The sequence below is a fragment of the Neobittarella massiliensis (ex Bilen et al. 2018) genome (assembly GCF_900289145.1).
GTDB classification, from domain to species: Bacteria; Bacillota; Clostridia; order Oscillospirales; family Ruminococcaceae; genus Neobittarella; species Neobittarella massiliensis.
This window is the reverse complement of the sequence record NZ_OKQO01000004.1, coordinates 126,431-147,764: the sequence shown is the minus strand read 5'-3', so window position 1 is coordinate 147,764 and position 21,334 is coordinate 126,431. Positions and strand designations below refer to the sequence as shown.

General features: G+C 51.9%; 30 protein-coding genes and 1 tRNA gene. 25 read left to right on the top strand and 6 right to left on the bottom strand.

Annotation, left to right across the window (positions count from 1 at the left end; genetic code table 11):
• Positions 1–247: 247 nt before the first annotated feature.
• From C6Y32_RS06725 to C6Y32_RS06705, 6 genes are all read left to right on the top strand, one after another.
• Positions 248–336 (top strand) — tRNA-Ser (locus C6Y32_RS06725).
• A gap of 199 nt (positions 337–535) precedes the next feature.
• Positions 536–1,795, top strand: coding sequence for a diaminobutyrate--2-oxoglutarate transaminase (gene ectB / locus C6Y32_RS06720; protein WP_105204579.1), 1,260 nt, complete (start codon positions 536–538; stop codon positions 1,793–1,795).
• Positions 1,796–1,998: 203 nt separating this feature from the next.
• Complete coding sequence (locus C6Y32_RS06715; protein WP_105204578.1) at positions 1,999–2,646, top strand: CatB-related O-acetyltransferase; 648 nt, start codon at positions 1,999–2,001, stop codon at positions 2,644–2,646.
• Positions 2,647–2,695: 49 nt separating this feature from the next.
• Positions 2,696–2,860, top strand: a complete 165-nt coding sequence (locus C6Y32_RS15325; RefSeq protein ID WP_164998170.1) for a hypothetical protein — start codon at positions 2,696–2,698, stop codon at positions 2,858–2,860.
• A gap of 71 nt (positions 2,861–2,931) precedes the next feature.
• Complete coding sequence (locus C6Y32_RS06710) at positions 2,932–3,891, top strand: hypothetical protein (RefSeq protein WP_105204577.1); 960 nt, start codon at positions 2,932–2,934, stop codon at positions 3,889–3,891.
• A 6-nt stretch (positions 3,892–3,897) separates the two neighbouring features.
• Positions 3,898–4,764: a 4Fe-4S binding protein gene (locus C6Y32_RS06705; RefSeq protein WP_105204576.1), complete on the top strand. Its 867-nt coding sequence runs from the start codon at positions 3,898–3,900 to the stop codon at positions 4,762–4,764.
• A gap of 235 nt (positions 4,765–4,999) precedes the next feature.
• Here the strand turns inward: C6Y32_RS06705 and C6Y32_RS06700 are convergent, their stop codons facing one another.
• From C6Y32_RS06700 to C6Y32_RS06680, 6 genes are all read right to left on the bottom strand, one after another.
• Positions 5,000–5,212 carry a helix-turn-helix transcriptional regulator gene (locus C6Y32_RS06700; RefSeq protein WP_105204575.1) on the bottom strand — a complete coding sequence of 71 codons (213 nt, stop codon included), beginning with the start codon at positions 5,210–5,212 and terminating at the stop codon, positions 5,000–5,002.
• A gap of 268 nt (positions 5,213–5,480) precedes the next feature.
• On the bottom strand, positions 5,481–5,780 hold the full coding sequence (locus tag C6Y32_RS15115) for a hypothetical protein (RefSeq protein ID WP_129589407.1): 300 nt from the start codon (positions 5,778–5,780) through the stop codon (positions 5,481–5,483).
• Between the two features lie 52 nt (positions 5,781–5,832).
• Positions 5,833–7,032 carry a tyrosine-type recombinase/integrase gene (locus C6Y32_RS06695; protein WP_105204574.1) on the bottom strand — a complete coding sequence of 400 codons (1,200 nt, stop codon included), beginning with the start codon at positions 7,030–7,032 and terminating at the stop codon, positions 5,833–5,835.
• A gap of 241 nt (positions 7,033–7,273) precedes the next feature.
• Positions 7,274–8,287 carry a DUF4236 domain-containing protein gene (locus C6Y32_RS06690; RefSeq protein WP_105204573.1) on the bottom strand — a complete coding sequence of 338 codons (1,014 nt, stop codon included), beginning with the start codon at positions 8,285–8,287 and terminating at the stop codon, positions 7,274–7,276.
• 72 nt (positions 8,288–8,359) lie between these two features.
• Positions 8,360–8,860: an ImmA/IrrE family metallo-endopeptidase gene (locus C6Y32_RS06685; protein WP_105204572.1), complete on the bottom strand. Its 501-nt coding sequence runs from the start codon at positions 8,858–8,860 to the stop codon at positions 8,360–8,362.
• 1 nt (position 8,861) lies between these two features.
• Positions 8,862–9,287 carry a helix-turn-helix domain-containing protein gene (locus tag C6Y32_RS06680; protein ID WP_105204571.1) on the bottom strand — a complete coding sequence of 142 codons (426 nt, stop codon included), beginning with the start codon at positions 9,285–9,287 and terminating at the stop codon, positions 8,862–8,864.
• A 198-nt stretch (positions 9,288–9,485) separates the two neighbouring features.
• Here C6Y32_RS06680 and C6Y32_RS06675 point away from each other — a divergent pair, with 198 nt between their 5' ends.
• The 19 genes from C6Y32_RS06675 (at position 9,486) to C6Y32_RS06580 (ending at position 21,333) form a co-directional block, all read left to right on the top strand.
• Complete coding sequence (locus C6Y32_RS06675) at positions 9,486–9,707, top strand: XRE family transcriptional regulator (protein ID WP_105204570.1); 222 nt, start codon at positions 9,486–9,488, stop codon at positions 9,705–9,707.
• 46 nt (positions 9,708–9,753) lie between these two features.
• Entirely contained in the window at positions 9,754–10,053 is a 300-nt protein-coding gene (locus C6Y32_RS06670) for a hypothetical protein (protein WP_105204569.1), read from the top strand.
• Positions 10,054–10,349: 296 nt separating this feature from the next.
• Positions 10,350–10,508 carry a hypothetical protein gene (locus tag C6Y32_RS15320; protein WP_164998169.1) on the top strand — a complete coding sequence of 53 codons (159 nt, stop codon included), beginning with the start codon at positions 10,350–10,352 and terminating at the stop codon, positions 10,506–10,508.
• Between the two features lie 292 nt (positions 10,509–10,800).
• Complete coding sequence (locus C6Y32_RS06660; RefSeq protein WP_105204567.1) at positions 10,801–11,742, top strand: ATP-binding protein; 942 nt, start codon at positions 10,801–10,803, stop codon at positions 11,740–11,742.
• 124 nt (positions 11,743–11,866) lie between these two features.
• On the top strand, positions 11,867–12,331 hold the full coding sequence (locus C6Y32_RS06655) for a hypothetical protein (protein WP_154865201.1): 465 nt from the start codon (positions 11,867–11,869) through the stop codon (positions 12,329–12,331).
• Complete coding sequence (locus C6Y32_RS06650) at positions 12,328–12,909, top strand: HD domain-containing protein (protein ID WP_105204565.1); 582 nt, start codon at positions 12,328–12,330, stop codon at positions 12,907–12,909. Before C6Y32_RS06655 ends, C6Y32_RS06650 begins: the two co-directional genes overlap by 4 nt.
• Positions 12,910–12,966: 57 nt before the next feature.
• The gene (locus C6Y32_RS06645; protein WP_105204564.1) at positions 12,967–13,404 is read left to right on the top strand and encodes a hypothetical protein; all 438 of its coding nucleotides are present in this window, start codon (positions 12,967–12,969) and stop codon (positions 13,402–13,404) included.
• A gap of 2 nt (positions 13,405–13,406) precedes the next feature.
• Positions 13,407–13,937, top strand: coding sequence for an ERCC4 domain-containing protein (locus tag C6Y32_RS06640; protein WP_243562605.1), 531 nt, complete (start codon positions 13,407–13,409; stop codon positions 13,935–13,937).
• Positions 13,934–14,557 carry a CHC2 zinc finger domain-containing protein gene (locus C6Y32_RS06635; protein WP_105204562.1) on the top strand — a complete coding sequence of 208 codons (624 nt, stop codon included), beginning with the start codon at positions 13,934–13,936 and terminating at the stop codon, positions 14,555–14,557. The genes C6Y32_RS06640 and C6Y32_RS06635 overlap by 4 nt, the downstream gene beginning before the upstream one ends.
• A gap of 43 nt (positions 14,558–14,600) precedes the next feature.
• Complete coding sequence (locus tag C6Y32_RS06630) at positions 14,601–16,313, top strand: DUF927 domain-containing protein (RefSeq protein WP_243562603.1); 1,713 nt, start codon at positions 14,601–14,603, stop codon at positions 16,311–16,313.
• Positions 16,314–16,589: 276 nt separating this feature from the next.
• The gene (locus C6Y32_RS06625) at positions 16,590–17,024 is read left to right on the top strand and encodes a hypothetical protein (protein WP_105204560.1); all 435 of its coding nucleotides are present in this window, start codon (positions 16,590–16,592) and stop codon (positions 17,022–17,024) included.
• A gap of 173 nt (positions 17,025–17,197) precedes the next feature.
• Positions 17,198–17,479: a nucleoside triphosphate pyrophosphohydrolase family protein gene (locus C6Y32_RS06615; RefSeq protein WP_105204558.1), complete on the top strand. Its 282-nt coding sequence runs from the start codon at positions 17,198–17,200 to the stop codon at positions 17,477–17,479.
• Positions 17,472–17,822 carry a 3D domain-containing protein gene (locus tag C6Y32_RS06610; protein WP_105204557.1) on the top strand — a complete coding sequence of 117 codons (351 nt, stop codon included), beginning with the start codon at positions 17,472–17,474 and terminating at the stop codon, positions 17,820–17,822. Before C6Y32_RS06615 ends, C6Y32_RS06610 begins: the two co-directional genes overlap by 8 nt.
• Entirely contained in the window at positions 17,822–18,193 is a 372-nt protein-coding gene (locus tag C6Y32_RS06605; protein WP_105204556.1) for a hypothetical protein, read from the top strand. Before C6Y32_RS06610 ends, C6Y32_RS06605 begins: the two co-directional genes overlap by 1 nt.
• Entirely contained in the window at positions 18,180–18,368 is a 189-nt protein-coding gene (locus C6Y32_RS06600) for a hypothetical protein (protein ID WP_105204555.1), read from the top strand. Before C6Y32_RS06605 ends, C6Y32_RS06600 begins: the two co-directional genes overlap by 14 nt.
• Complete coding sequence (locus tag C6Y32_RS06595; RefSeq protein WP_105204554.1) at positions 18,365–18,808, top strand: hypothetical protein; 444 nt, start codon at positions 18,365–18,367, stop codon at positions 18,806–18,808. The genes C6Y32_RS06600 and C6Y32_RS06595 overlap by 4 nt, the downstream gene beginning before the upstream one ends.
• A complete protein-coding gene (locus C6Y32_RS06590; RefSeq protein WP_105204553.1) occupies positions 18,801–19,247 on the top strand; it encodes a sigma factor-like helix-turn-helix DNA-binding protein in 447 nt (148 codons plus the stop codon). Before C6Y32_RS06595 ends, C6Y32_RS06590 begins: the two co-directional genes overlap by 8 nt.
• Before the next feature lie 479 nt (positions 19,248–19,726).
• On the top strand, positions 19,727–20,095 hold the full coding sequence (locus C6Y32_RS06585; protein ID WP_105204552.1) for a phBC6A51 family helix-turn-helix protein: 369 nt from the start codon (positions 19,727–19,729) through the stop codon (positions 20,093–20,095).
• A 2-nt stretch (positions 20,096–20,097) separates the two neighbouring features.
• A complete protein-coding gene (locus C6Y32_RS06580) occupies positions 20,098–21,333 on the top strand; it encodes a PBSX family phage terminase large subunit (protein ID WP_105204551.1) in 1,236 nt (411 codons plus the stop codon).
• Position 21,334: the final 1 nt, after the last annotated feature.

Below are 21,334 nucleotides of genomic sequence, written 5' to 3'. Positions count from 1 at the left end.
AGGCGGGGCCGCTCCCGATTGACACAGCTGCAGGGCTTTTGTGCCGGACCGAAATGGCCGTACAGTTGACTGCGCACTGCTCCTGGCGGCGTTTGGGTCGCCCCGCTGTGGCGCAGTTGCGCCGCGGTGGGGCTAAAGACCGGCTGTGCTAGAGCGATAACGAGAAAAAATCGCTCACCCCACTTGCCTTTTTAAATGGGGTTTGCTATAATATCTAGGTCAGAGCGCTGCTCTGGCCCAGATAGATGGAGCGGTATCGAAGTGGTCATAACGGGACTGACTCGAAATCAGTTGAGCCGCAAGGCTCCGTGGGTTCGAATCCCACCCGCTCCGCCAGTGTAAAAAGGCCCGGACGAAATCGTCCAGGCCTTTTTGTAATCCTTACAAATTTCTATCGATTTGCGCAAAAGCTGGACAACGCCGCCCGCTAGAGATATGATATTTGTGTACGTATAAACGGTGATTGACACCAATCGGTGCTGCCCCACCTGTAAAAATAGATTGGCACTGGTCTTTTTTGACGAGGAGAGGGAAAATGAACGTTTTTGAACAGTATGAATCTGAAGTCCGTTCCTACTGCCGCAACTACCCCACCGTGTTCGAGTACGCCAAAGATGACATTCTCACCGACGAGAACGGCAGACGGTATATCGACTTTTTCTGTGGTGCCGGGGCGGTGAACTACGGTCACAACAACGACTACATCAAGGAAAAGCTGATCCGCTACCTGCAGGAGGACAAGATCCTGCACTCGCTGGACATGTACGCCACGGCCAAGCGCAGCTTTATCGAGTATTTTGAGGAGGCCATATTGGCGCCCCGCGGGCTCGACTACAAGCTGCAATTCGTGGGGCCCACCGGCACCAATGCGGTAGAGGCGGCGCTGAAACTGGCCCGCAAGTACACCGGCCGCAGCGGTATTTTTGCCCTGATGGGCGCCTTTCACGGCATGACCATGGGCTCGCTGTCGCTGACCACCGACGCCGACTCCCGCACCGGGGCCGGGGTGGCGCTGCACGACGTGACCCACATCCCCGCCCCGTACATGTTCCCCGCGCTGGATACCATCGAGTATATCGAGACGATCCTGTGCGACGACCACTCGGGCATTGCCAAGCCGGCGGCCATCGTTATCGAGACGGTACAGGCCGACGGCGGCGTGTACCCACTGGACATAAAGTGGCTGCAGCGGTTGCGTGCGCTGTGCGACAAATATGAGATCCTGCTCGTCGTCGACGATGTACAGGTGGGCTGTGGGCGCACCGGCACCTTTTTCTCGTTTGAGCGCGCCGGCATCGTGCCGGATATCGTGACCCTCTCTAAATCTATCGGCGGGTACGGGCTTCCCTTTGCTATGGTGATGTTAAAACCGCAGCTGGATGTGTGGGCTCCCGGCGAGCACACCGGCACCTTCCGCGGCAACCAGCTGGCCTTTGTGTCGGCCAAAGCGGGGCTGGAGTATATGCTGGAACACGATATCGAGGCTGAGACCCGCCGCAAAGGTGCGATCGTCGACCAGTATTTGCACCGCGAGATACTGCCGCTGGACGAGCGGCTGCAGGTGCGGGGCATTGGGCTGATGTGGGGCATTGATTTCGCCCGCATACCCGGCGCCAGCAAAGAGATGATCACCGCCTGCTTTGAGCGGGGGCTGGTCATCGAGCGGGCCGGGCGCGGCAACGATGTGCTGAAGATCATGCCGCCGCTGATCATAAGCGACGACAACCTGCAAAAGGGGCTGGAGATCGTAAAAGAGGCACTGCAGGCAGTGCTGGCGGCGCATCCCGCACAATAAGAGAGCATGCCCCACTGGGGAAAAGGCGGGCCGCCCTGTATGACGGGCGGCCCTGCCCTATTTAGGAGATACCGGGCAAAAGCCCGACGGGAAGGTGACGATTTTGAAGAGGTGTATTGCCACAGCTGGAACGGCCGCATAAATGCGGGCGGCGCTGTGCCGGCGCGCCGGTGCCGCCTGCCGTAATCGCGCAGGAGGACACTATGGCTGTTCCAGAGAAGAGATCACCCTATCCGCGTACCGGTGACACCGAGACGGTATACCTGAACCGCGTGGTCACCGGACCCAACATCGTCGTCGGCGACTATACGATGTATAACGACTTTGTCGACGACCCCACCCAATTTGAAAAGAACAATGTGCTGTACCACTACCCCATCAACGGTGACCGGCTCGTCATCGGCAAGTTCTGCTCGATCGCCTGCGGGGCAAAGTTTTTGTTTACCAGCGCCAACCACACTCAGCGCTCTCTGTCCACCTATCCGTTCCCGCTGTTTTTTGAAGAGTGGGGGCTAAACAGGCGGCAGGTGACCGACGCCTGGGACAATCGGGGCGACATCATCATCGGCAACGATGTGTGGATCGGCTACCAGGCGGTGGTGCTCTCGGGCGTGCATATCGGCGACGGAGCCATTATCGGCGCCCGAGCTGTAGTGACCGGCGATGTAGCCCCCTACACTGTAGTGGGCGGCGTGCCCGCCCGGCCCATAAAGGAGCGCTTTGACCGCGATACGGTCGCGCGGCTACAACAGCTGTGCTGGTGGGATTGGCCGGTCGAAAAGATCAGGTGCTGCCTGCCCTATTTGACCCGGGGAGAGCTCTCTGAGCTGCCGCTGACGGGCGGCTTGTGATGGGCATCGGACGGCTGCCATAAAAAGTTATTGCGTAATAGCGGGAGGAATGATCCTCCCGCTCTTTTTAACTGTTTTAAGCCTACTTTTTAAAGGGGGAACCCAGAGTCTTGCGGATGAAAAGCTTCTGCTGGCGGCAAAAAATAAGCTATCTGGTGCTGCTGCTAAGAGGCGCGCCGCCACTTTGTGCGATATGCAGCTTGCCGGCGGCTGATGGCGGCGGTATGATAGTATTAGCTTATAAAATACAGCTTTTGCTTGTTTGGTATAGAGAGGAGGAGCCTTATGCCAGGGGCCTACTTTGCACCCGGCAGTGTAACTGCCCGCATGGCGCGCTGGGTGATGGACTCGGTGACTGAGCGCGACATTGCGCGGACAGTGACGGCGGCACAACTGGCGGCGGTTCGAAGGATCAGCTTGGTGGGAGACAAAGCCACCTATATGGCGGCGGTGGCCGCGTGCCCCCTGTTTGCACCGCCGGCAGCGAACGGCGTATTGCCGCTGGTACAGGCCTACCGGGGGCAGCCATATACCGGTGGCGGCGCCACTGACTGCCCTTGGGCTTGGCCCGATTCGGGCGATCATCTGCTGGTCGACCTTACCCGTTTGGCCCATGAGCGGCAGGCGGTGTGTGGTGATGGCGCATTGGCCGGCCATCCACTGCTTTCCTACACGATAGCTGTGTGGGACAGTTTGTTACTGGCACAAGCTCTGCACCGCGCACAGGGTCGAGAGCGGACGGATGGCGCCAGTCTGCTGCGGGGGCACTTTGAGCCGTCGGACGGAGATGACCGGGCCTCACCGGTGGCTCAACAGCTGCACCGGTGGTTGACGGCGGTGCAGCCGACATGCGTGCACTGCGTTGCCGACGGCCCCGACCGGGCGGCGGCACAGTATTTGGCGTGGTACTTGGAAGAGGCCCTGTGCGTGCCGGCGGCCGACATGAACAGCGCGCATTGGCTGCACCAAAACCTGCCGGGCCGCAACTCGAGACAGGCGGCGGTGTTCATCGCCGGCGGCCAACACCGCGACACGTTTGACTGGGCAGTTGCCGCTGCAACTATATGCCGGCGGCCGCTGCTGGTACTAACCGGACACCCGGAGCGCTTTGAGGTGGATTCACTGCCGTTGCCGGTGGTGGCGCCCCACTGGATCGGACCGCTTTTATACCCGCTGTGGCTGCACGAAGCGCTGGCGGCGCGGGCGCCACAGCACGATATGAGATATACGGCCAGGGAGGTGTGAGACGCGATGCCCAGCGACTTAAAGCAGTGGCTCGAGTGCAGGGCGGCACAGTATGTTGCCGGTCAAGGAGCCAATATAATCACCCCTCAGCAGGCGTTGGCCCCACCGCTGGCCGGACTACAGATATTTGATGCGCCGCTGTTGGGCTTTGGGCGGGCCGATGACCCCCTGTTCGATACCTTTTTGAGCCCGCAGATCATTGGGCCACACTACCTGACACCCAGACAGTGGATGCCGGGCAGCGTGTCGGTGGTGTCGTTCTTTTTGCCGTTTACTGCTGCTGTGCGGCACGCCAACCGGCAAAATTTCAGCTGGCCGGCGCTGGCCTGGCTGCATGCCCGCATAGAGGGGCAGGCGCTGGTGACGCAGCTGGCCCGACACCTGTGCGAAGGTCTGCAGCAGCGGGGCTACACTGCCATGATACCGCTGCTGGACGAGCGCTTTCGCATCGACGACGCACCTTTTCCCGGCGACCGTCAATTTCGATTTGGCAACACCGCCAACTGGTCTGAGCGGCACGCCGCCTATGTGTGCGGACTGGGCACCTTTAGTCTGTCGCGGGCGCTCATCACCCGCCGGGGAACAGCTGGGCGGCTGGGCAGTCTGCTCACCGACGCTCCAATAGAGCCCGACGAGCGGCCCTACCGCACTTATGACGCCTACTGCACCCACTGCGGCGCCTGTGTACGGCACTGTCCGGTAGGGGCTATTACCCTGCAGGGCGGCAAGAGCAACGCCTTATGTGGGCGCATGGTGATGGACACCAACATCGCCTATGGCGACTATTACGGCTGCGGCAAATGTCAGGTAGCTGTCCCCTGCGAGTCGGCGATCCCCGGCCAGCCGACCGATCTGCTGAAATATGCCCCGTGAAACCGGGCAGGAACGGCTCGTGTAAGAAGGCGTCACGACAGATGCCTATTTCGTTCCATGCGCACCAATAGCCCGGCAGTGACGACCTTAGCTGCCGCTGCCAGGCGTTTGTATGCTCATTGGGCGGTTGCCCCTGTGCGCTGCTGCGCCCCATTTTTGCCACATGCCGTAACTGTTTTAGATATACTGTAATAACTGTAGATGTTATATGTTGTTCGACTAGTTCACAATCGTGTTATTTATGAGGCGTGAGCAACTCGGTCACCGACAGGCCGGTGCTGCGGCTGAGCTTGTCGAGCATGCGCAGCGAGGTCTGCACTTCGCCGCGCTCGATCTGCGCGTAGCCACGGACGCTCATGTGGCTCTCCCAAGCCATATCTTCCTGAGAGAGATCATGCTCTGACCGATAGCGCACCAGATTTTGTGATAAAATTTCTCTGGAATCCAAAGTTCTCACTCCCCCGCCACAATTGTAAAAATGAACCGCTTTATTTTCCAGACATTATCATGCCTTGACAATTTCAATATGCACAGATTTGATACATATCTGTAAAGCGGATATGCAAATGTCATCAGCATTGTCTGCTATGGGCCGGGTGGGAAAGACAGCAAATAAAAAGTGCCGGGATACTATGTCCCGGCACTTTTTGAGGTGATTTGGGTGTTGCGCAGTGGGCAGTTGGGCCATCCGGTCGGTCAGCTCTGCGCTGATATATCTATAGATCTACTATATAGGAAAAGCCGTTGCTCGGCAACTGCCGGCAGACGGGAATACCTTTTGAAGGTGCAGGTTGCCATGTGGCAGGACGGTAAAAAAGCAGTACTGATACCGCATTGACTACTTTGACAGAAAAAGAAAAAGCGCCTGACCCTGCATGGTCAAGCGCTTTTTTGATGGAGCAGGCGATGGGAATCGAACCCACAACCTCAGCTTGGGAAAATAAATGCATTGTTTTCACAGATGGCAATGCAATGCCATTTTCTGCATACCTATGCGATTTTTTAATTTTCAGCACTGGTGCCCACTGCTATTAAACGGGGGAAAGTGTCGTACAAGTGTCGTACTTTTTATGACTGCCCATCTACCTTTTGTACTCGGTTTAGCTCTGCCCTCAGCATATCGATATCACCATGTCCATACACCTTGGAAAGCATCTTTAAGTCGCTCCATCCACCAAGCTTTGAAATGGCAAAAAGGCTCATACCTGCGTTTGCCCAATAGGAAGCGGCCGAGTGGCGTAGCTTGTGTGCAGACAGCAGCGGCATGTCTACTTTTTTGCTCGCATAGTACTCAACCATTTCGCGCATAAATGGTTGATACACATAATAAGTCCAGTTATGGGGACTTTGCACGCTGCCTTTTGCGTTATGAAAAATAAATTCTGTATTTACCGCCTTTAACGGTGTTTTATTTCGCACACTACCGCCTAAATAGATCATCTTAGGCTTTTGTAAGATCATTTTGTATAACCAGTCTGGCAAAGGATAATCTCTTGATCTGAACTCATTTTTCAGTTCGTCGTTGCCAACGTATACTTCCCACTTCCCTGTCGAGGCATTTTTTTGGTCGACCACTCCCCTGCGGATATGCATCACTCTATCGCTTGTGATATCCGTCCACTTTAACCCTAATAGTTCGCTGCGGGACACACCACACACGAGCAGTATCAGTATGCACAGCCCGTTCTTATGTGTCTTCGCGTAGTCAATAATCAAACCTATCTGCTCCGCTGTGTAGAATGCGGGCCCATCTTTTTTACGAGACACTTTCTTTTTAACCTTAACGCTGCGCGTTACTGGATTTTGCAGGCAAATCCTGTTTTCAACAGCCGTCTCAAACATGCCATCGAGTAGCGATCGCATTTTGCCAACGTATCCGGGCTCGACCTTTTTTAGCGCATGGTCTAGAAATGCCTGAATATCCACAGATTTGATCGAAGACATCGGTTTATCCTTAAAGTACGGGAGGATGTGCCTTCTGATAGGTATCTCGTAGTTATTGGCGTATGTATTATCTTTCACAGTCCCTAATATATACGTTTTCAGCCAAAGCGGCGCCCATTCTGTCACTGTGGTGGTCGTATCTACTACGGGCATATCGTTGGCCAGGTCCAGCTTATATGTTTCATATGCTTGCTCGGCTTCCCTTTTTGTGTGGCCGTAAAATGACTTTCTAATCGCTGATCCGTCTGGCCTCTCCCCTACCTTGCGTTTGATCTCTATTAGCTTCTGCTTTTTCTCTCTTGCAGTGGCTTTTTTTCGCGCCATGATTGCCCCTCCTATAAAGCTGTGGTATTATAAGAGGGTAGATTGTCCGTCAAGATCATCTACCCTTACTCGAGCCAGTGTATAGTTTGCAGCTATATGCTGGCTTATATTTTTGATTAAAAGTTCACCTTGCGCGTACATATTTTATGTGGTATCATATAAGTGTAGATTTTTTGGAGAGAAGTCTACCGTAATTTCGAGAGCCTGTTCAGTGTTGCAAGCGCTGGGCAGGTTTTTATTTCTACTCAAATTGTTTGATTAACGTATGATTAGAACACATAATATGAAGCTCAAACCCATTAGGCCCAGAAAAAACGATATGTCCATACCTATACTTTGGTATTTGATAATTATTTTGAAAGCGCTTGTCTGGGCCTCCGCTCTTGTTCACATAACGCCAAGTATAGGAGATGATCTCGCTATCCTTTGGACTAGGAGATTCTTGAATAAGACCTTTGTCATATGTTTGACAGGACAAATCATTGTACTGGATAGCGCCAAAAGCCCCCTTCCTTTTCACCAAAAGGACATCTGGCATAAAATAATACTGCTCTTTACCACAAGTCAACAGAACTGGCTGTATATTAGTCTTTATCGGAAAGTATGAACGCCTTGCAATCGTTGCACGTTCCGTCTTGAGTATTGTGCTAGCTCCTGAATGATGTTTTGTATCACTGGTTTCTGCTACTTGCTTATTTAGTTCTAAATCTTGAGTAGTCTTTAAAAGCATCCATTTACTTACGATTTCATCATTGTATTTTTTCCAGAAACTCTCGTCCATATCATATTGCAATTTCGGAGTAAAACAACTTTTAACCCATAATTTTGCACCAACGGAAAGGGCCAATAAAATCAAAATTACTGGATAGGCACAGCTAAAAATGGCAGAAACAATAATGCAAATAGTAGTATATTTATTATATTTTATGGAGTCATTCAATCTTTTTAAAAGTGTGGTTAAATCTGTAGGCTGTAAATCTGCTATATCAGAAGAGTCAACATCCCTATAATCTAGAGTCTGTGTGACTGTGGGTCTATGAGTCAGACCGCCCTTAGGCGCGGACGCTTTTCCACCTGATGTTTGCGTATATGACAATCCAGTGCCAGGTATTGAATATGTTTTTCTCTTTTTCCCATTCGCAGAGTGAGTTGTGCGGTATCCAGGCACACCCCAACTGTATCCTACACCAGACTTACTTAAATTGATGCGGAAACCACCCCCTAAATTAATACTCTTACGAAATCGAAACCCCATTTTGCACACTTCCTATCCTTTACTTACACCTTTTTGGTGTGGTAAGATATTCCCGTAAGTGGTGGGATCCATTTACATGCTCTTGGGCCAGTCAACAGTGGCAGCTGTTGGCTGGTCTTTTATTGTGTCTTGAAAAAGTGTAGGCGGTGTGCAAAGCATCCTATACTCAGCTAACGGCTCGGGCACACCCATTGCGGCAGACGCCTGCTGTACTGTGCCTAGTTGTAGCTGCTGGATGTAGTCATCGTCGTACAAATAGCACACAGCGAACTTGTCAGCCTCGCGCTCATACCGGCTTGATAGCAGGTATGTGTGGTTATCCATATAGATACGGTTTAGATCCTTGTGCATAAGCAGATGGCCTAGCTCGTGCGCACACACAATGCGACGTTGCCAGTCGTCTAAACTATTATCTATATAGATGATCTTGCACCGCGAGATGCGGTGGCAAAAACCGCGCACACCTTGTAGCGGTGTGTCAATGACGATGACATCAAGCGCCCGGGCCAGCTCATAAGGGTCCCTGGTACGGTATTTGGCAGCTATTTGATCTGCCAGTTGCTTGATTTTCATTCTATCCCTTCTTATATTTCTTAGGGGTATACTTTTCCTTGTTCCGCAGTTTTGCGGCCTCTAGCCCCAATTTCATGGCCTGTAGGATCGATTCACGCGCTTCATCACTGAGTGGATCCCCATCAAACATCAGCCCCTCCCCGCTCTCCAACGATTGACTCAATGTCTCGAGCTGACGGGCTATATCGCGCTCATCCTTTTTTGTAAGGGTGGGCGCTTTTTCTGTTCCGTTGCCTAGTAGATAGTCAACAGACACTCCAAAGTAATCAGCGATTTTTTGTGCTGTCCCTGTCGTAATTGTCTTTTTTCTGCCTGCCTTTAAGTCTGTAAGCAAGCCTCTGCTTATTCCTGTGTCGGCACACATTTTATACCCTGATATTCCCTTGTCCGCACACAGCTTCATAATACATTCATACAAATTGCTCATTTATATTACCTCATTTTTGTGCACTAGGCAGAAGTACACTATGGGGTACGCAATTGCATTGACACGTACCTGCAAAGGTACTATAATGCAATCAAGGACGTACTCCAAAGAGTAACTATGGTAGTGTGACAACTACACTATAGTACATGTTTGAGTACTTGTCAATTAGAAACTATAGAAAGGAGGATTTTTGTCGGAATGAGCAAATTGACGCCGTACGGGTTGTGCGTAAAAACAAAACTCATCGAGAAAGGAGCATCACAAACTTGGCTTGCTGAAAATATTCGTAAGGATACTGGGTTATATGTTGATACCGCATATCTATATAAAATTTTCACCGGCCAGCGCACAGCTCCCAAGATTGTCGCCAGCATCAACCGTATCCTACAGCTAGATGATAGCACAGAAACTATCCGTTAAACCGGACAGTAAAGCATTTAACAAAAAATCGAAAGGAGGAAACGTCGTGGGCGCAAATACTTATCAACACGCTGTGCAGTCACTGCTACAAGCGCCAGCCTCAGTAATCGAGGATCTGCAAAAACTGGACGAGCTTATTACTCGATATCCCCGGCTCATTCCCGCAGAGGCTGCAGCGCAATTTTTGGGGATGGACAAGGATGCTTTTAAAAAGGTTTTATCCTCTGGCCACTGTCCATTCGGTGTAGCAAAACCTATGCAGGGTGGTCGCAACGGCATTTACAAAATCCCCTCCACACAGTTTTGGCTTTGGTATCGGCTAAGCATGTGCGTGAGTGGCTTATGAAAGGAGGTGGCTGCATGATACATAAAATAGCCGGTACGCTGTCGGCACTCGGGCTTTTTCTAACGGCTGCTATGTCTGATGGCGGTGGAATCTCACCGGCTCAGTCACTCTTTGCCGGACTTATTTGTCTTTTGGGCCTAGTAGTTTCAGTAGAGTACCACTGGTACAGTCAGCTAAATCACAAGCAAAAAAGAGACCGCCCCCAGTGCTGCAACACTGAGGACGGGCCCAAAAATAGAATCTGCAACCATAATGTACAACCGATCGACCGGTTTGTCAAATAGGAGGCACACGTCATGAGTGAAAAATCTTTTGTGTTATTAGAACGCATCGAATTGATGTCAGATCTACTCATAGGACGCACATTGGGACGAGAGGCGGATGTCTATATCGATATTATCCAGGAGGCTGTGCAGACCATCCGTGCCTTAGAGGAGAATGAGACAGATGTGTGATATCTGCCGGCATAGTCCCTGTGATCTCAAATGCCCCAATTCGAACAGCATCTATGCGCCGCCTACCTGTATATGCTGTGGCGCACCCGCGGCATATTTGCTGGGCAATCACCCGTACTGTGCGGACTGCGTGGACGTAGCGATATACGGAGAAGCGTGCGCAGAAGACATAGAAGAGTACATAAAGAGCGATCTGGCTGATTTTGCTGCTTGGATGGTCCATACTGGCCGCACTAAACCAAAGCACCTGCAAGAGGATCTATGAAGATCGCGAGAGGAAAGGAGAACTAAAATGGCAATCATTCAGCCATCAGAGATGGATTTTACCAATAAGCGCTTTTCCATGATCATCAGCGGCAGCCCTGGCACCGGTAAGACTACACTGGCGCTGTCTGCCCCCAACCCGGTACTCATCGACTTTGATAAGGGAGTGTCCCGCGTCCGGGCCGCACACCGTAAGCTTACCATCGAGGCCGAGACCTACGAAGAGGTACTACAGGATATGCAGAGCCCTACTGTACAGCGCTGTCAGACCGTCGTGATCGATACCGGCGGTAGCTTCGTCACCTTTCTGCAGGACTGGGCTATGCGCCAAAATCCCACGCTTAACCGGCAGAAGAATGGTGCGATCTCCCTGAAAGGATTTGGCGCCGTAAAAGCGGAATTTGTCCGTTTTACCAACCAGCTAAAGTATGTCCAGAACAAAAATATCATCTATGTGTTCCATACAGTGGAGCAGCGTGACGGCGATGTAACCCGCCAGAGACTCTTATGCGAAGGCGCTGCCCGCGATATCGTGTGGCAACCCTGCGATCTGGGGTGTTTTTTGCAGATGGTCGGAGATGACCGGGTGCTGGGATTTTCGCCCACCGAACAGTATTTTGCCAAAGGCTGTTATGGAGTGCAGGGCCTGATCAAAATGCCCAAGCTGGATGAGGGAACGCCCAACGACTTTTTAACAAAGCTGTTTGCCCGCGCCCGTGACTACATACAAGCTGAGGCTGATCAAGTAGCTGGTCAGCAGGATGCCTACCAACAGACCATGGCACAGATCGAGAAAGTGCTGAGTGCTGTACAGGATGCCGACAGCGCAACACAGGCAGCTGAGCTGTTACGGCATATGGAGCACCATCTGACCAGCCAAAAAGAGGCTTCTTCCCGGCTTTCTGCACGGGTAAAAGAATTGGGTCTGCGCTGGGACAAAGAGGCTGGCTGTTATGTGTCCAAGAACTAGGTATCTGCTCACGCAATCGCTGCTGCAGGCCTGGCTTTGGCAATATCGAGCCGCTGATACAGAGCGAGCCCATCAGGACTTTTTGAGAGTCCTACGGCGTGAGCCGGCCGGACGGTCGAAAGCCATGCAGGACGGTATTGATTTCGAGGATCTGGTGACCGCCAAATGTGCCAGTACCAGCTCAACGGATAAGCACAAATGGGCTGCCGGTGTCGAGCAGGTGGCACAAGTTGTGCAGGGCGGGGCCATGCAAGTGCCACTCTCCTGCCGGCGGCAGGTATCCGGTGTGCCGCTACTATTATACGGTCGACTGGATGTGCTGAAAGCTGGCGAAATATACGATATCAAATTCTCTCATCGCTACCGGTCGGGCAAGTATTTAGATAGTCCACAGCACCCCATGTATTTGGCCCTGTGCCCGGAAGCTGCAGGATTTACCTACTTAGTAAGTGATGGGCATGACCTCTATCAAGAACGCTATACGCGTCAGGACACACCACCCATAGAAGAAACGATAGTGGATTTTCTACACTATCTGGATCACAGCCAACTGTCAGAAATCTATTTTAAAAATTGGAGGGCACGATGAGCGAGTTTAAACAGGAGTTTTTACAGATCTATCGCACGCATATTGCCAGGACCGGAGCGGACAAGCTTTTAGCCTGGTTGGAAACGACCGATTTTTTTACAGCACCAGCCTCGACGCGTTTTCATGGCTCCTATCCGGGCGGCTTGTGCGAACACAGTGTCCATGTGTATCAGCGACTGCGCGCTGAGCTGGCAGAAGATATAAAGGCTCACGCGCAACGAGAAGAAAGTATTGCTATCTGTGCGCTGTTGCACGACTTGTGTAAGGCCAATTTCTATAAAGTGAGCACCCGCAATGTAAAAAATGAGCAGACCGGCAAGTGGGAAAAGGCCCCCTTTTATCAGGTCGAAGATCAGTTCCCCTATGGCCACGGCGAGAAGTCGGTATTCCTCATCGAGCGGTTTATCCGGCTGTCTACAGAAGAAGCAGTGGCGATCCGCTGGCACATGGGCGGCTACGATGAGGCAGTAAAGGGCGGCAGTTATGCCCAGTCAGCGGCTTTTGACAAGTATCCTCTGGCACTGGCTCTACATCTGGCCGACATGCAAGCTACTCATATGGATGAGATATCTGATTAGATCAGCTGAAAGACATATACAATTTGATTTTTCACACCATTAAGTGGAGGAATATAAATGAGCATTTTTGACGGCTACAAAAGAGAAGAGTATCACCACCTGACCCCGGGCGACTACCGTGTGGTCATCACCGAAGTGCAAGAGGCAGTCAGTCGCACCAGTGGCAACCCTATGCTGATCGTATCCGTAAAGCCCAACGGTTCAGACATCACCATCAAGCATTATATCGTGAAGAATCAGTGGTTTAACCGCAACCTCACCGAGCTAAAAGACAGCTTCAAGATCGCTGAGGGGGACAATGAGATCCTGGGCTGGATCGGAGCCATGGGCGCCGCCAAGCTCATCGAGGACGACAACGGCTACATGAAGGTGCGCCGCTTTATCTCTCCCCAGAGACAAGCGGATCTGCCCGAATGGCAGGGAGAAGCCCCGCAACGGCAACAGGTGTCCGACTTTTCCCAGGTAGATCTCGACGATGATGACCTGCCTTTTTGATCATGCGCAGACGATACAGTGAAAAAGAGATCAAAGACCGCCTGAAAAGGCTCGAGATCCTAGCAGATACGCGAGAACAGGTATGGGAACATGTGGAGTCATCCTTGGCCGGTAAAAAAATCGCTGTACAGCGTGGAAAACTGGATTTTGGAGACTACACTGCCCTGATACCTGATGGAACAGGTGGTTTTTACAGCCTACAGGATGAGGTTGTCATCGAGCGCAAAGCCAACATTGACGAGATCGCGGGAAACTTTACGGCGGACCGCCGCCGGTTTGAAGCCGAGTTCTTGCGCGCTCGCGCCTCCGGGGTCAAGGTATTCCTACTCATAGAAAACGCCACTTGGCAAGATATCTTTGACCACAGATACCGCAGCCAACTGTCTCCCAAAGCACTGGCAGCCAGCCTGTTATCCTGGCAGGCAAAATACGGTATCACGGTGGTGTTCTGTCGACCGCAAGAAAGCGGGAGGATCCTGTATGGGATTCTCTATTATTGGGCTCGGCAGAGATTGGAAGGGGGGTTTACATGAATGCCGCAGACATCATAAAAGATCGCGTGAGCATCCCGCAGGCTTTGTCCTATTACGGAGTGGAGCTATCGCCTAAGGGACGCATTCCGTGCCCCATCCATCGCGGTGAACACAAGAACTTTGCCTATACACAAGACCGATTTATCTGCTTTGTATGTGGTGCACATGGGTCGGTTATCGATCTGGTGATGCAGCTCTTTGGCATCAGTTATAGTCAGGCTCTAGTGCGATTGGATGAAGACTTTTCGCTGGGGTTACTGCGTGGCAGAGGCACCCCAGAAGAGCGCCGCAGGGCCAAAGCAGCCGCAGAAAAACGGGCCTTAGAGCTACAAAAGCTGGAGCGTGACAAACTGCTTTACCAGCAGCAGACAGCAGCTTATTTAGCCGAATTTCGGGGGCTGAATCGAATGACAGAGTCATGCCGCCCCACATGGGACGGATCCGGCCAACCTCCGGAGCTTCCTCAAGAATGGGCATTTGCTTTTCACCGGATCCCGGCTGTAGGTCTTTGGCTAGAAATGTTTGAAAATTTTGACAGATGGGAGGCCTTAACAGGTGGAGGTGATTCAGGTCCCGGCATTCACACGGGAAGATTTTCTAGAGGGCACCGCTCCTTATGAGTTCCTGTACCAATTTTTTGACGACAAATTTGTGTTGGAGCGCATGACCCAACGGGTCAGTGAGCAGGCGCGTAAAGTGCGGGTCACCGGCTTTAAAAAAGCCTTTGGTGAGTATGTGAAAAAACAGCGAGCACTTAGCCAACCCGTATATGCTATGTCTGTTACCCAATTCGAAGGACAGGAGATAGAGCTCACGACAGGCCCCTGGCGGGCTGATGAGTACGGGGTGAGCATAGACGAGGACTATCGGGAGATCGTGGCGTGCAATCACCCCATCCTACCGGTCATGCGCCTATGCAATATTGACACGGGGGTTGAAAAGCTGGTGCTGGCCTTTCGCAAGGGCAGACAGTGGCGCCATACCACAGCAGACAAACGCACTCTGGCCAGCAGACAGAGCATTTTAGAACTGGCCAATGTAGGTGTGGCGGTGACCTCCGAAAACGCCGCCTATATGGTGCGCTACCTACATGATATCGAGGGACTAAACTATGACATGATCCCCGAAAAGCAGAGTGTCGGCCGGTTGGGCTGGATCTCTGGAGAAGGCTTTTCCCCCTATGTGGACAACCTGGTATTTGATGGGGATGCTAATTTTCGCGCCTATTTTGAGAGCGTACGTACTGCCGGCAGCTTTGACACTTGGCTGGATATTGCCCGTAAAGCACGGGTTCAGGACAGCATTACCGCCCGTATCGTGCTCGCGGCATCTTTTGCCAGCGTACTTGTCGGTCCGCTGGGTTGCCTTCCCTTTTTCGTACACCTGTGGGGCGGCACTGAGAGCGGCAAAACGGTAGGGCTGATGTTGGCGGCCAGTGTTTGGGCCTGTCCGGAGATGGGGCGGTACATACACACATTCAACTCAACTGCGGTGGGCCGCGAGCGCTCGGCGGCGTTTTGCAACAGCTTGCCGCTGATACTGGATGAGTTGCAGATCGCCAAGGACAAGAAAGAGTTCGATAAAGATATCTATATGCTATCTGAGGGAGTGGGCCGCACCCGGGGAAACCGGCAGGGTGGCACAGACAAGACCCCCACCTGGCAGAACTGCATCCTTACCTCTGGTGAGATGCCGATCACCAGCGCCTCATCCGGTGGTGGCGCCGTCAACCGTATTGTAGAGGTAGAGTGCCGAGAAAAGCTATTTAGAGATCCACGCGGCACAGCCAACGCGGTAAAGCGAAACTATGGATTTGCCGGTCCGCTATTTGTACAGCAACTGGATGAGGCTGGTATACAGGAGGCAGAACGCCTCTTTTCCAGGTATTTAGTTCAGCTTCAGCAGAGCGATACCACCGAGAAACAGGCCATGGCTGCTGCTCTATTATTGACCGCTGACGAGCTGGCGACCAGATGGATATTTACTGACGACAAAGCCCTGACTCTGGCTGATATCGCCGAATTTTTACGCACTAGAGCCAGTGTGGATGTCAATGGCCGCTGCTATGACTTCCTCTGTGAATATGTGGTGCAAAACCGGCACCGCTTTTGCGGGGAGAGCGACCAAAATGAGGTGTGGGGCGCTATTGATCGCGGACACGCTTACATCGTACGCAGCGTCTTTAACCGTATTTGCCAAGAGCAGGGATTTAATCCTCAGGCGTTTTTAAGCTGGGCTAAACAGGATAAAAAGATCCAGACCCGCGAAAAAGGCTACACCATGACCAAGCGTATAAATCGAGCTCCGTGCAACTGTGTGGTGCTGATCTTGCCGGCAGAAGCGCCCGAAACCGACGAATTATTGCCAGATGTGTAACCGTGTATAACCTTTGTGTAACCTTAGGGGGCCGAAAAACCGCATGGTTATGCGGTTGTGTAAATGTGTAACCTGTATGACCTTTTTAAAGGGTCCCTATATAGAAAATAAAAAAATCTGCACACTTGCAGAAAAAACACTCTCGCGCGTTAGTGTACATCGGAAATGGTTACACATTTACACAAACATCTATAAACCGCATAGATAAGCCAAAAAAAGCGTGTAACCTTTATTTACACACAGGTACACAGTTTACACAGAAAGGAGGATGTACATGTGAATAATGATCTGACATATCGCAAGGATTTCCGCCTACTGGAATTGGGCGCCAGTCAAAACGCGCCAATGCCTGATGGAGATTTAGAAGACCAGATGTGCTTCTTGGCCTTGCGCAGTCTATATACTGACCTGCGTGCTGGGAATGTTCTGCGGGATCGCGCTAGTAAGGAGCGAAAAATGCTGCAAAACAGCTATCGTTTGGCCAGATGCAGGCATATGCAGCAAATAGCCAGCTATAAGCAATATCAGTTTAATATCCTTGCGGCAGGAGATGACTTGTCGAAGATCCTAAAGGGTGTGCGCTGTGGTGTGTCATATAAAGAACTCTTCACAACTGCTACTCATAGCCTGGGCAAATTACTGGGTGAGGACGTGACTTATCAGGCCGTCTTAGCTGAAATAAGAGGACGTGAAGCGAATGAAGAAACATGATCCGATGACAGACCGTCGCATTGTCCAGATGTTTGACGACGGCGTCTCGATTGAGATGATAGAACAGCGATGCAAGCGTGATGGGTACATAGTAGACGATGAGGTGCGAAAATGTCGGCCATATCGGCATATTATGCAGGTTATCTATGATCACCAGATGGAGGGAAGACGACATGGAGCGTGAAGTAATTCTGCGGAATGCCCTGAACGTATATGGGCATAGGGCGCAGATCCTGGTGGCAGCAGAAGAGTGTGCGGAACTAGCACAGGCACTGCTCAAATATACAAGGCGAGATGGTACTGTGGCGGAAATAGACGCAGCATACCATGTGCGCGAAGAGATGGCAGATGTACAGATCATGCTGGATCAGCTGTATATCCTGTTTGGAAAGCCGCGCGACTGGGAGCGCAGAAAACTGGAAAGACTGGCGCACAGGTTGACACAAGATGCTTAACACACTGGCCGCCCTGATCGTGTCCGCTGCGCTTTCCATGCTACAGCCGATAGGCCAATTTGAGGTAGTCGCCTACTGCACCGAGCAGTACCCGCACATATGCGGTGGCAGCACCTATACATACACAGGCATACCGGTACAAGCTGGGCTTACGGTAGCGGTAGACCCTGATGTGATCCCACTGGGCAGCTGGCTGTACATCGACGGTGTAGGCTGGCGACAAGCACAGGACACCGGTGGAGCGATACAGGGGCGGCGCATAGATATGGCGGTTGAGACGCATGGAGAGGCCCTGGAGTGGGGCGTGCAGGACAAGCAGATTTGGATTATGGAGGTACAATGATGGAATTTCAGGAATACATGAAAATCAAGCGCAGGATGGTTAACTACAATTTAGAAGAGAGCTATTGTGATATGAGCTGCTCTGATTGCGCTCTTAGCCAGATAAAGAACGGGTTAGGCTGCTTTTGTGGAGATTTTGAAATGAAAGACCCAGAAAAAGCTGAAGAAATTGTTAGACAGTGGGAAGCAAAGCACCCGCAAAAGACGTATGCACAGGATTTTTTTGAGCATTTCCCGAAAGCTCCAAAAGATGAATATGGAGCCCCCAAAATGTGTCGTGTATATGTTTATGGGGGACAATGCGAAAAAGACCCGCATTGCGTAGACTGCTGGAACGAGCCAATGGAGGGCACCGAGAATGAAGCAGATTAAAACGATTGTGTTCAGGTTGGACAACAGAGACAACTTTGACAGTATGGTCAATATGGCCATTGCAGAGGGCTGGAAACTGAAAAAGCGAACGGTCCTAGTTCCCAAGGCGCAAAGTGATGACCGATATACATACATCATGCTTTATGCGGAGTTGGAGAGGGAGACGGAACAATGAGACTGATTGACGCCCCGGTTGGGCTGCTTATGTATGATGGCTGTTTAGCGTTTAAAACCGAGTACAGCACTGTAATCCAAGCGGAAAGCGGAGAGATTGTCACACCTGATTGCTACGTGGTAGAGAGTGGAGAATATTTTTGGGGTGGGGCAAAAACGGCAGAAGATAGAAATAATTTGAACGTTGAACCAATCGAACTACCACATGCTCTGCTTGACAATTGCCCCACCGTCGATCTCAAAGACCTGCGGCCGCATGGGCGGTGGGAGAGTGTGAAAAATCCTAGATGGCCCGCCTATTCTCACGATAAATGTTCGGTGTGCGGATGGTGGAACACAAGAAACGCATTGTGCTATGACGGTGGACACAAGCCGGGCCATAGCCTGAACTACTGCCCCAACTGCGGAGCCAAGATGATAGAGGAGGTGCTCAATGCCTGATATAGCAGCTCAACTGGCTCAGCTGCCACACCTGCGCAGAGAGATAACACAGCTTACAGCGGAGATAGAGCGGCTGCGTGAGGCCATGCCTCATGCGACTGATGTAGTCAAGGCATCTGCTCGGGAGTATCCGTATACTGAGGGGTGCGTGACTGTATCGGGGATAGACCTAACGGCTACCGAGGCACACAGGTACAGCCTAGAGATATCACACAAATTATCAGAGAGATCAATCCGCAGAGATCAACTACTGGACCTAGCAGACAGCCTAGAGCGCGAGATCAACAAGCTACCGGACAGCAGACACAGGCAGGTGCTACGGCTGCGGTACATAGAGGGGCTGACGATTGAGGAGACAGCCGAGCAAATGGACTACTCTGTTCGGCGCATATGTGATTTACAGAAAGAGGCTACCGAAAGACTGCATAGCATTGCATAGTCCGAGAGTAGTAAAATGGTAACGTAAAGTAGTGCGCGAAAGCGGACTGCAGTAAAGTTATCCTGCGTAGTAGACACCGCACCATAGGCGGACCGCCGAGACGCAGGAAGTGAACAGGACCTCCCGCACCTCTCAACGATGTGACCCAGTGGAGGACGATATATTGAGAGCTTACACATTTCGTGTAGGCTCTTTTGTTTAACACAGGAGACACCATGTGTCAGACAGAAGACATATGGCATATCATGGTGCAGATAGGCCGCATAGATAGGTAGATGCTATCCTGGCATCACCTTGTCCGCCTTGCGGGCTATCCGAAAAAGTCAGCAACGATTGTTCATCTTTTTCATGAGAAAAGCATATGAGAGCCTTGCACAAAAGTGCAGGGCTTTTCTTATTGCAAAACGGGTGTGCTGCCGCACGCGATACGCATATACGGCAGAGGGATGGGATCGGGGTAGAAGAAAGGAGGGTGGTGCGTGGCAAAACAGGACAAATCGGGCTTGAGCCCTAAACAGAGGCAGGCGGCGGAGATGTTGGCCAACCCGGATTTCACCGGTACAGTGACTGATCTGTGTAAAACGATCGACATTTCGCGCACCACCTTTTACCGCTGGATGGATAGACAGGCGTTTAGGGCTTACCTCAACGAGTTGATCGATAAGTTTACCGACAGCGAGCTCTCTGGCATCTGGAAAGCGCTGGTACGCAAGTGCTGTGGCGGAGATACGCAGGCGATACGGCTGTTTTTTGAGCTCAAAGGCAAGTACGGCAAACCGGTAGAGCAGGAGGACGATGGGCTTGTGGACGCATTGGCCGGGGCAGCTGCCGATGACTGGGGTGAGTAGCTGTGTTTAAGTTCGCCCCATTTTCACGCAAGCAGCGGCAACTACTTAACTGGTGGACAGATGGATCGCCAGTCAGAGACTATGACGGTATTATCGCAGACGGGTCCATCAGGGCGGGCAAGACCCTCCCCATGAGCCTGTCTTTTGTTTTTTGGTCGATGACGCAATTCGACGGCCAAAACTTTGCCATGTGCGGAAAGACCATAGGCAGCTTTCGACGCAATGTCCTACCGACACTCAAACTGATACTGCCAAAGCACGGCTACCAGATCGAGGACAGGCGAGCTGATAATCTGGTGATCGTCTCCCGCGAGGCTGTCAGCAACTACTACTATCTGTTTGGCGGCAAGGACGAGCGCAGCCAGGACCTGATACAGGGTATTACCCTAGCAGGGGCCTACTTTGACGAGGTGGCCCTCATGCCGGAGAGTTTTGTCAACCAGGCCACCGCCCGCTGCTCGGTGGATAGATCTAAGTGGTGGTTTAACTGCAACCCGGCGGGCCCCTATCACTGGTTTAAAACCGAGTGGATAGACAAGGCCGCTGGCAAGCACGTGTTGCACCTACACTTTACCATGGATGACAATCTGTCTCTGTCTGAGCATATCCGCCAGCGGTTTGCGCGCCAGTACACCGGCGTATTTTACCGGCGCTATATCCTGGGCGAGTGGGCGGTGGCCGAGGGCCTCATCTACGACTGCTTTGACGAGGCGGTACATGTCGTGCCGGACGAGCCGCGCGGATACAGCAAGTACTACATCAGCTGCGATTTTGGTACCTACAACCCGACTACGTTCGGACTGTGGGGCCTTTGTAAGGGCGTCTGGTATCGCATCAAAGAGTACTACTACAGCGGCAGGGATAAACAAAGACAAAAGACACCGGAACAGTACGCGGATGATTTGATGGCTTTTGCGGGAGACTTACCGATAACGCAGGTCATAGTGGACCCGTCAGCAGCACCGCTTATCGCAGCTATACGGCAGCGCACGCCGTACAGGGTGCGTAAGGCCAACAACGATGTTATCAAGGGCATAACGCGGGTTGCAACCGCGCTTTCAGGTGACAAGGTCAAAATATGCGCCTGCTGCCAGCACAGCCGCAAGGAGTTTTATACCTACGCTTGGGACGACAAGGCGGCCCAGCGAGGCGAGGATAAGCCCATCAAGACCAATGACCACTGTATGGACGATATACGCTATTTTGTGAGCGCTGTGATCTATGCGCCACGGTTATAGG

What these genes read in the sequence shown, in the direction of transcription:
- C6Y32_RS06685 (WP_105204572.1), bottom strand. Translation starts at nt 8,860, where the DNA reads ATGAAAATCAAGCAACTGGCAGATCAAATAGCTGCCAAATACCGTACC.
- ectB (WP_105204579.1), top strand. Translation starts at nt 536, where the DNA reads ATGAACGTTTTTGAACAGTATGAATCTGAAGTCCGTTCCTACTGCCGC.
- C6Y32_RS06600 (WP_105204555.1), top strand. Translation starts at nt 18,180, where the DNA reads ATGAAGCAGATTAAAACGATTGTGTTCAGGTTGGACAACAGAGACAAC.
- C6Y32_RS06605 (WP_105204556.1), top strand. Translation starts at nt 17,822, where the DNA reads ATGGAATTTCAGGAATACATGAAAATCAAGCGCAGGATGGTTAACTAC.
- C6Y32_RS06705 (WP_105204576.1), top strand. Translation starts at nt 3,898, where the DNA reads ATGCCCAGCGACTTAAAGCAGTGGCTCGAGTGCAGGGCGGCACAGTAT.
- C6Y32_RS06630 (WP_243562603.1), top strand. Translation starts at nt 14,601, where the DNA reads ATGACCCAACGGGTCAGTGAGCAGGCGCGTAAAGTGCGGGTCACCGGC.
- C6Y32_RS06645 (WP_105204564.1), top strand. Translation starts at nt 12,967, where the DNA reads ATGAGCATTTTTGACGGCTACAAAAGAGAAGAGTATCACCACCTGACC.
- C6Y32_RS15320 (WP_164998169.1), top strand. Translation starts at nt 10,350, where the DNA reads ATGAGTGAAAAATCTTTTGTGTTATTAGAACGCATCGAATTGATGTCA.
- C6Y32_RS06655 (WP_154865201.1), top strand. Translation starts at nt 11,867, where the DNA reads ATGCAGGACGGTATTGATTTCGAGGATCTGGTGACCGCCAAATGTGCC.
- C6Y32_RS06640 (WP_243562605.1), top strand. Translation starts at nt 13,407, where the DNA reads ATGCGCAGACGATACAGTGAAAAAGAGATCAAAGACCGCCTGAAAAGG.
- C6Y32_RS06595 (WP_105204554.1), top strand. Translation starts at nt 18,365, where the DNA reads ATGAGACTGATTGACGCCCCGGTTGGGCTGCTTATGTATGATGGCTGT.
- C6Y32_RS06690 (WP_105204573.1), bottom strand. Translation starts at nt 8,287, where the DNA reads ATGGGGTTTCGATTTCGTAAGAGTATTAATTTAGGGGGTGGTTTCCGC.
- C6Y32_RS06715 (WP_105204578.1), top strand. Translation starts at nt 1,999, where the DNA reads ATGGCTGTTCCAGAGAAGAGATCACCCTATCCGCGTACCGGTGACACC.
- C6Y32_RS06660 (WP_105204567.1), top strand. Translation starts at nt 10,801, where the DNA reads ATGGCAATCATTCAGCCATCAGAGATGGATTTTACCAATAAGCGCTTT.
- C6Y32_RS15325 (WP_164998170.1), top strand. Translation starts at nt 2,696, where the DNA reads ATGATCCTCCCGCTCTTTTTAACTGTTTTAAGCCTACTTTTTAAAGGG.
- C6Y32_RS06680 (WP_105204571.1), bottom strand. Translation starts at nt 9,287, where the DNA reads ATGAGCAATTTGTATGAATGTATTATGAAGCTGTGTGCGGACAAGGGA.
- C6Y32_RS06615 (WP_105204558.1), top strand. Translation starts at nt 17,198, where the DNA reads ATGGAGCGTGAAGTAATTCTGCGGAATGCCCTGAACGTATATGGGCAT.
- C6Y32_RS06710 (WP_105204577.1), top strand. Translation starts at nt 2,932, where the DNA reads ATGCCAGGGGCCTACTTTGCACCCGGCAGTGTAACTGCCCGCATGGCG.
- C6Y32_RS06590 (WP_105204553.1), top strand. Translation starts at nt 18,801, where the DNA reads ATGCCTGATATAGCAGCTCAACTGGCTCAGCTGCCACACCTGCGCAGA.
- C6Y32_RS06695 (WP_105204574.1), bottom strand. Translation starts at nt 7,032, where the DNA reads ATGGCGCGAAAAAAAGCCACTGCAAGAGAGAAAAAGCAGAAGCTAATA.
- C6Y32_RS06675 (WP_105204570.1), top strand. Translation starts at nt 9,486, where the DNA reads ATGAGCAAATTGACGCCGTACGGGTTGTGCGTAAAAACAAAACTCATC.
- C6Y32_RS06650 (WP_105204565.1), top strand. Translation starts at nt 12,328, where the DNA reads ATGAGCGAGTTTAAACAGGAGTTTTTACAGATCTATCGCACGCATATT.
- C6Y32_RS06635 (WP_105204562.1), top strand. Translation starts at nt 13,934, where the DNA reads ATGAATGCCGCAGACATCATAAAAGATCGCGTGAGCATCCCGCAGGCT.
- C6Y32_RS06610 (WP_105204557.1), top strand. Translation starts at nt 17,472, where the DNA reads ATGCTTAACACACTGGCCGCCCTGATCGTGTCCGCTGCGCTTTCCATG.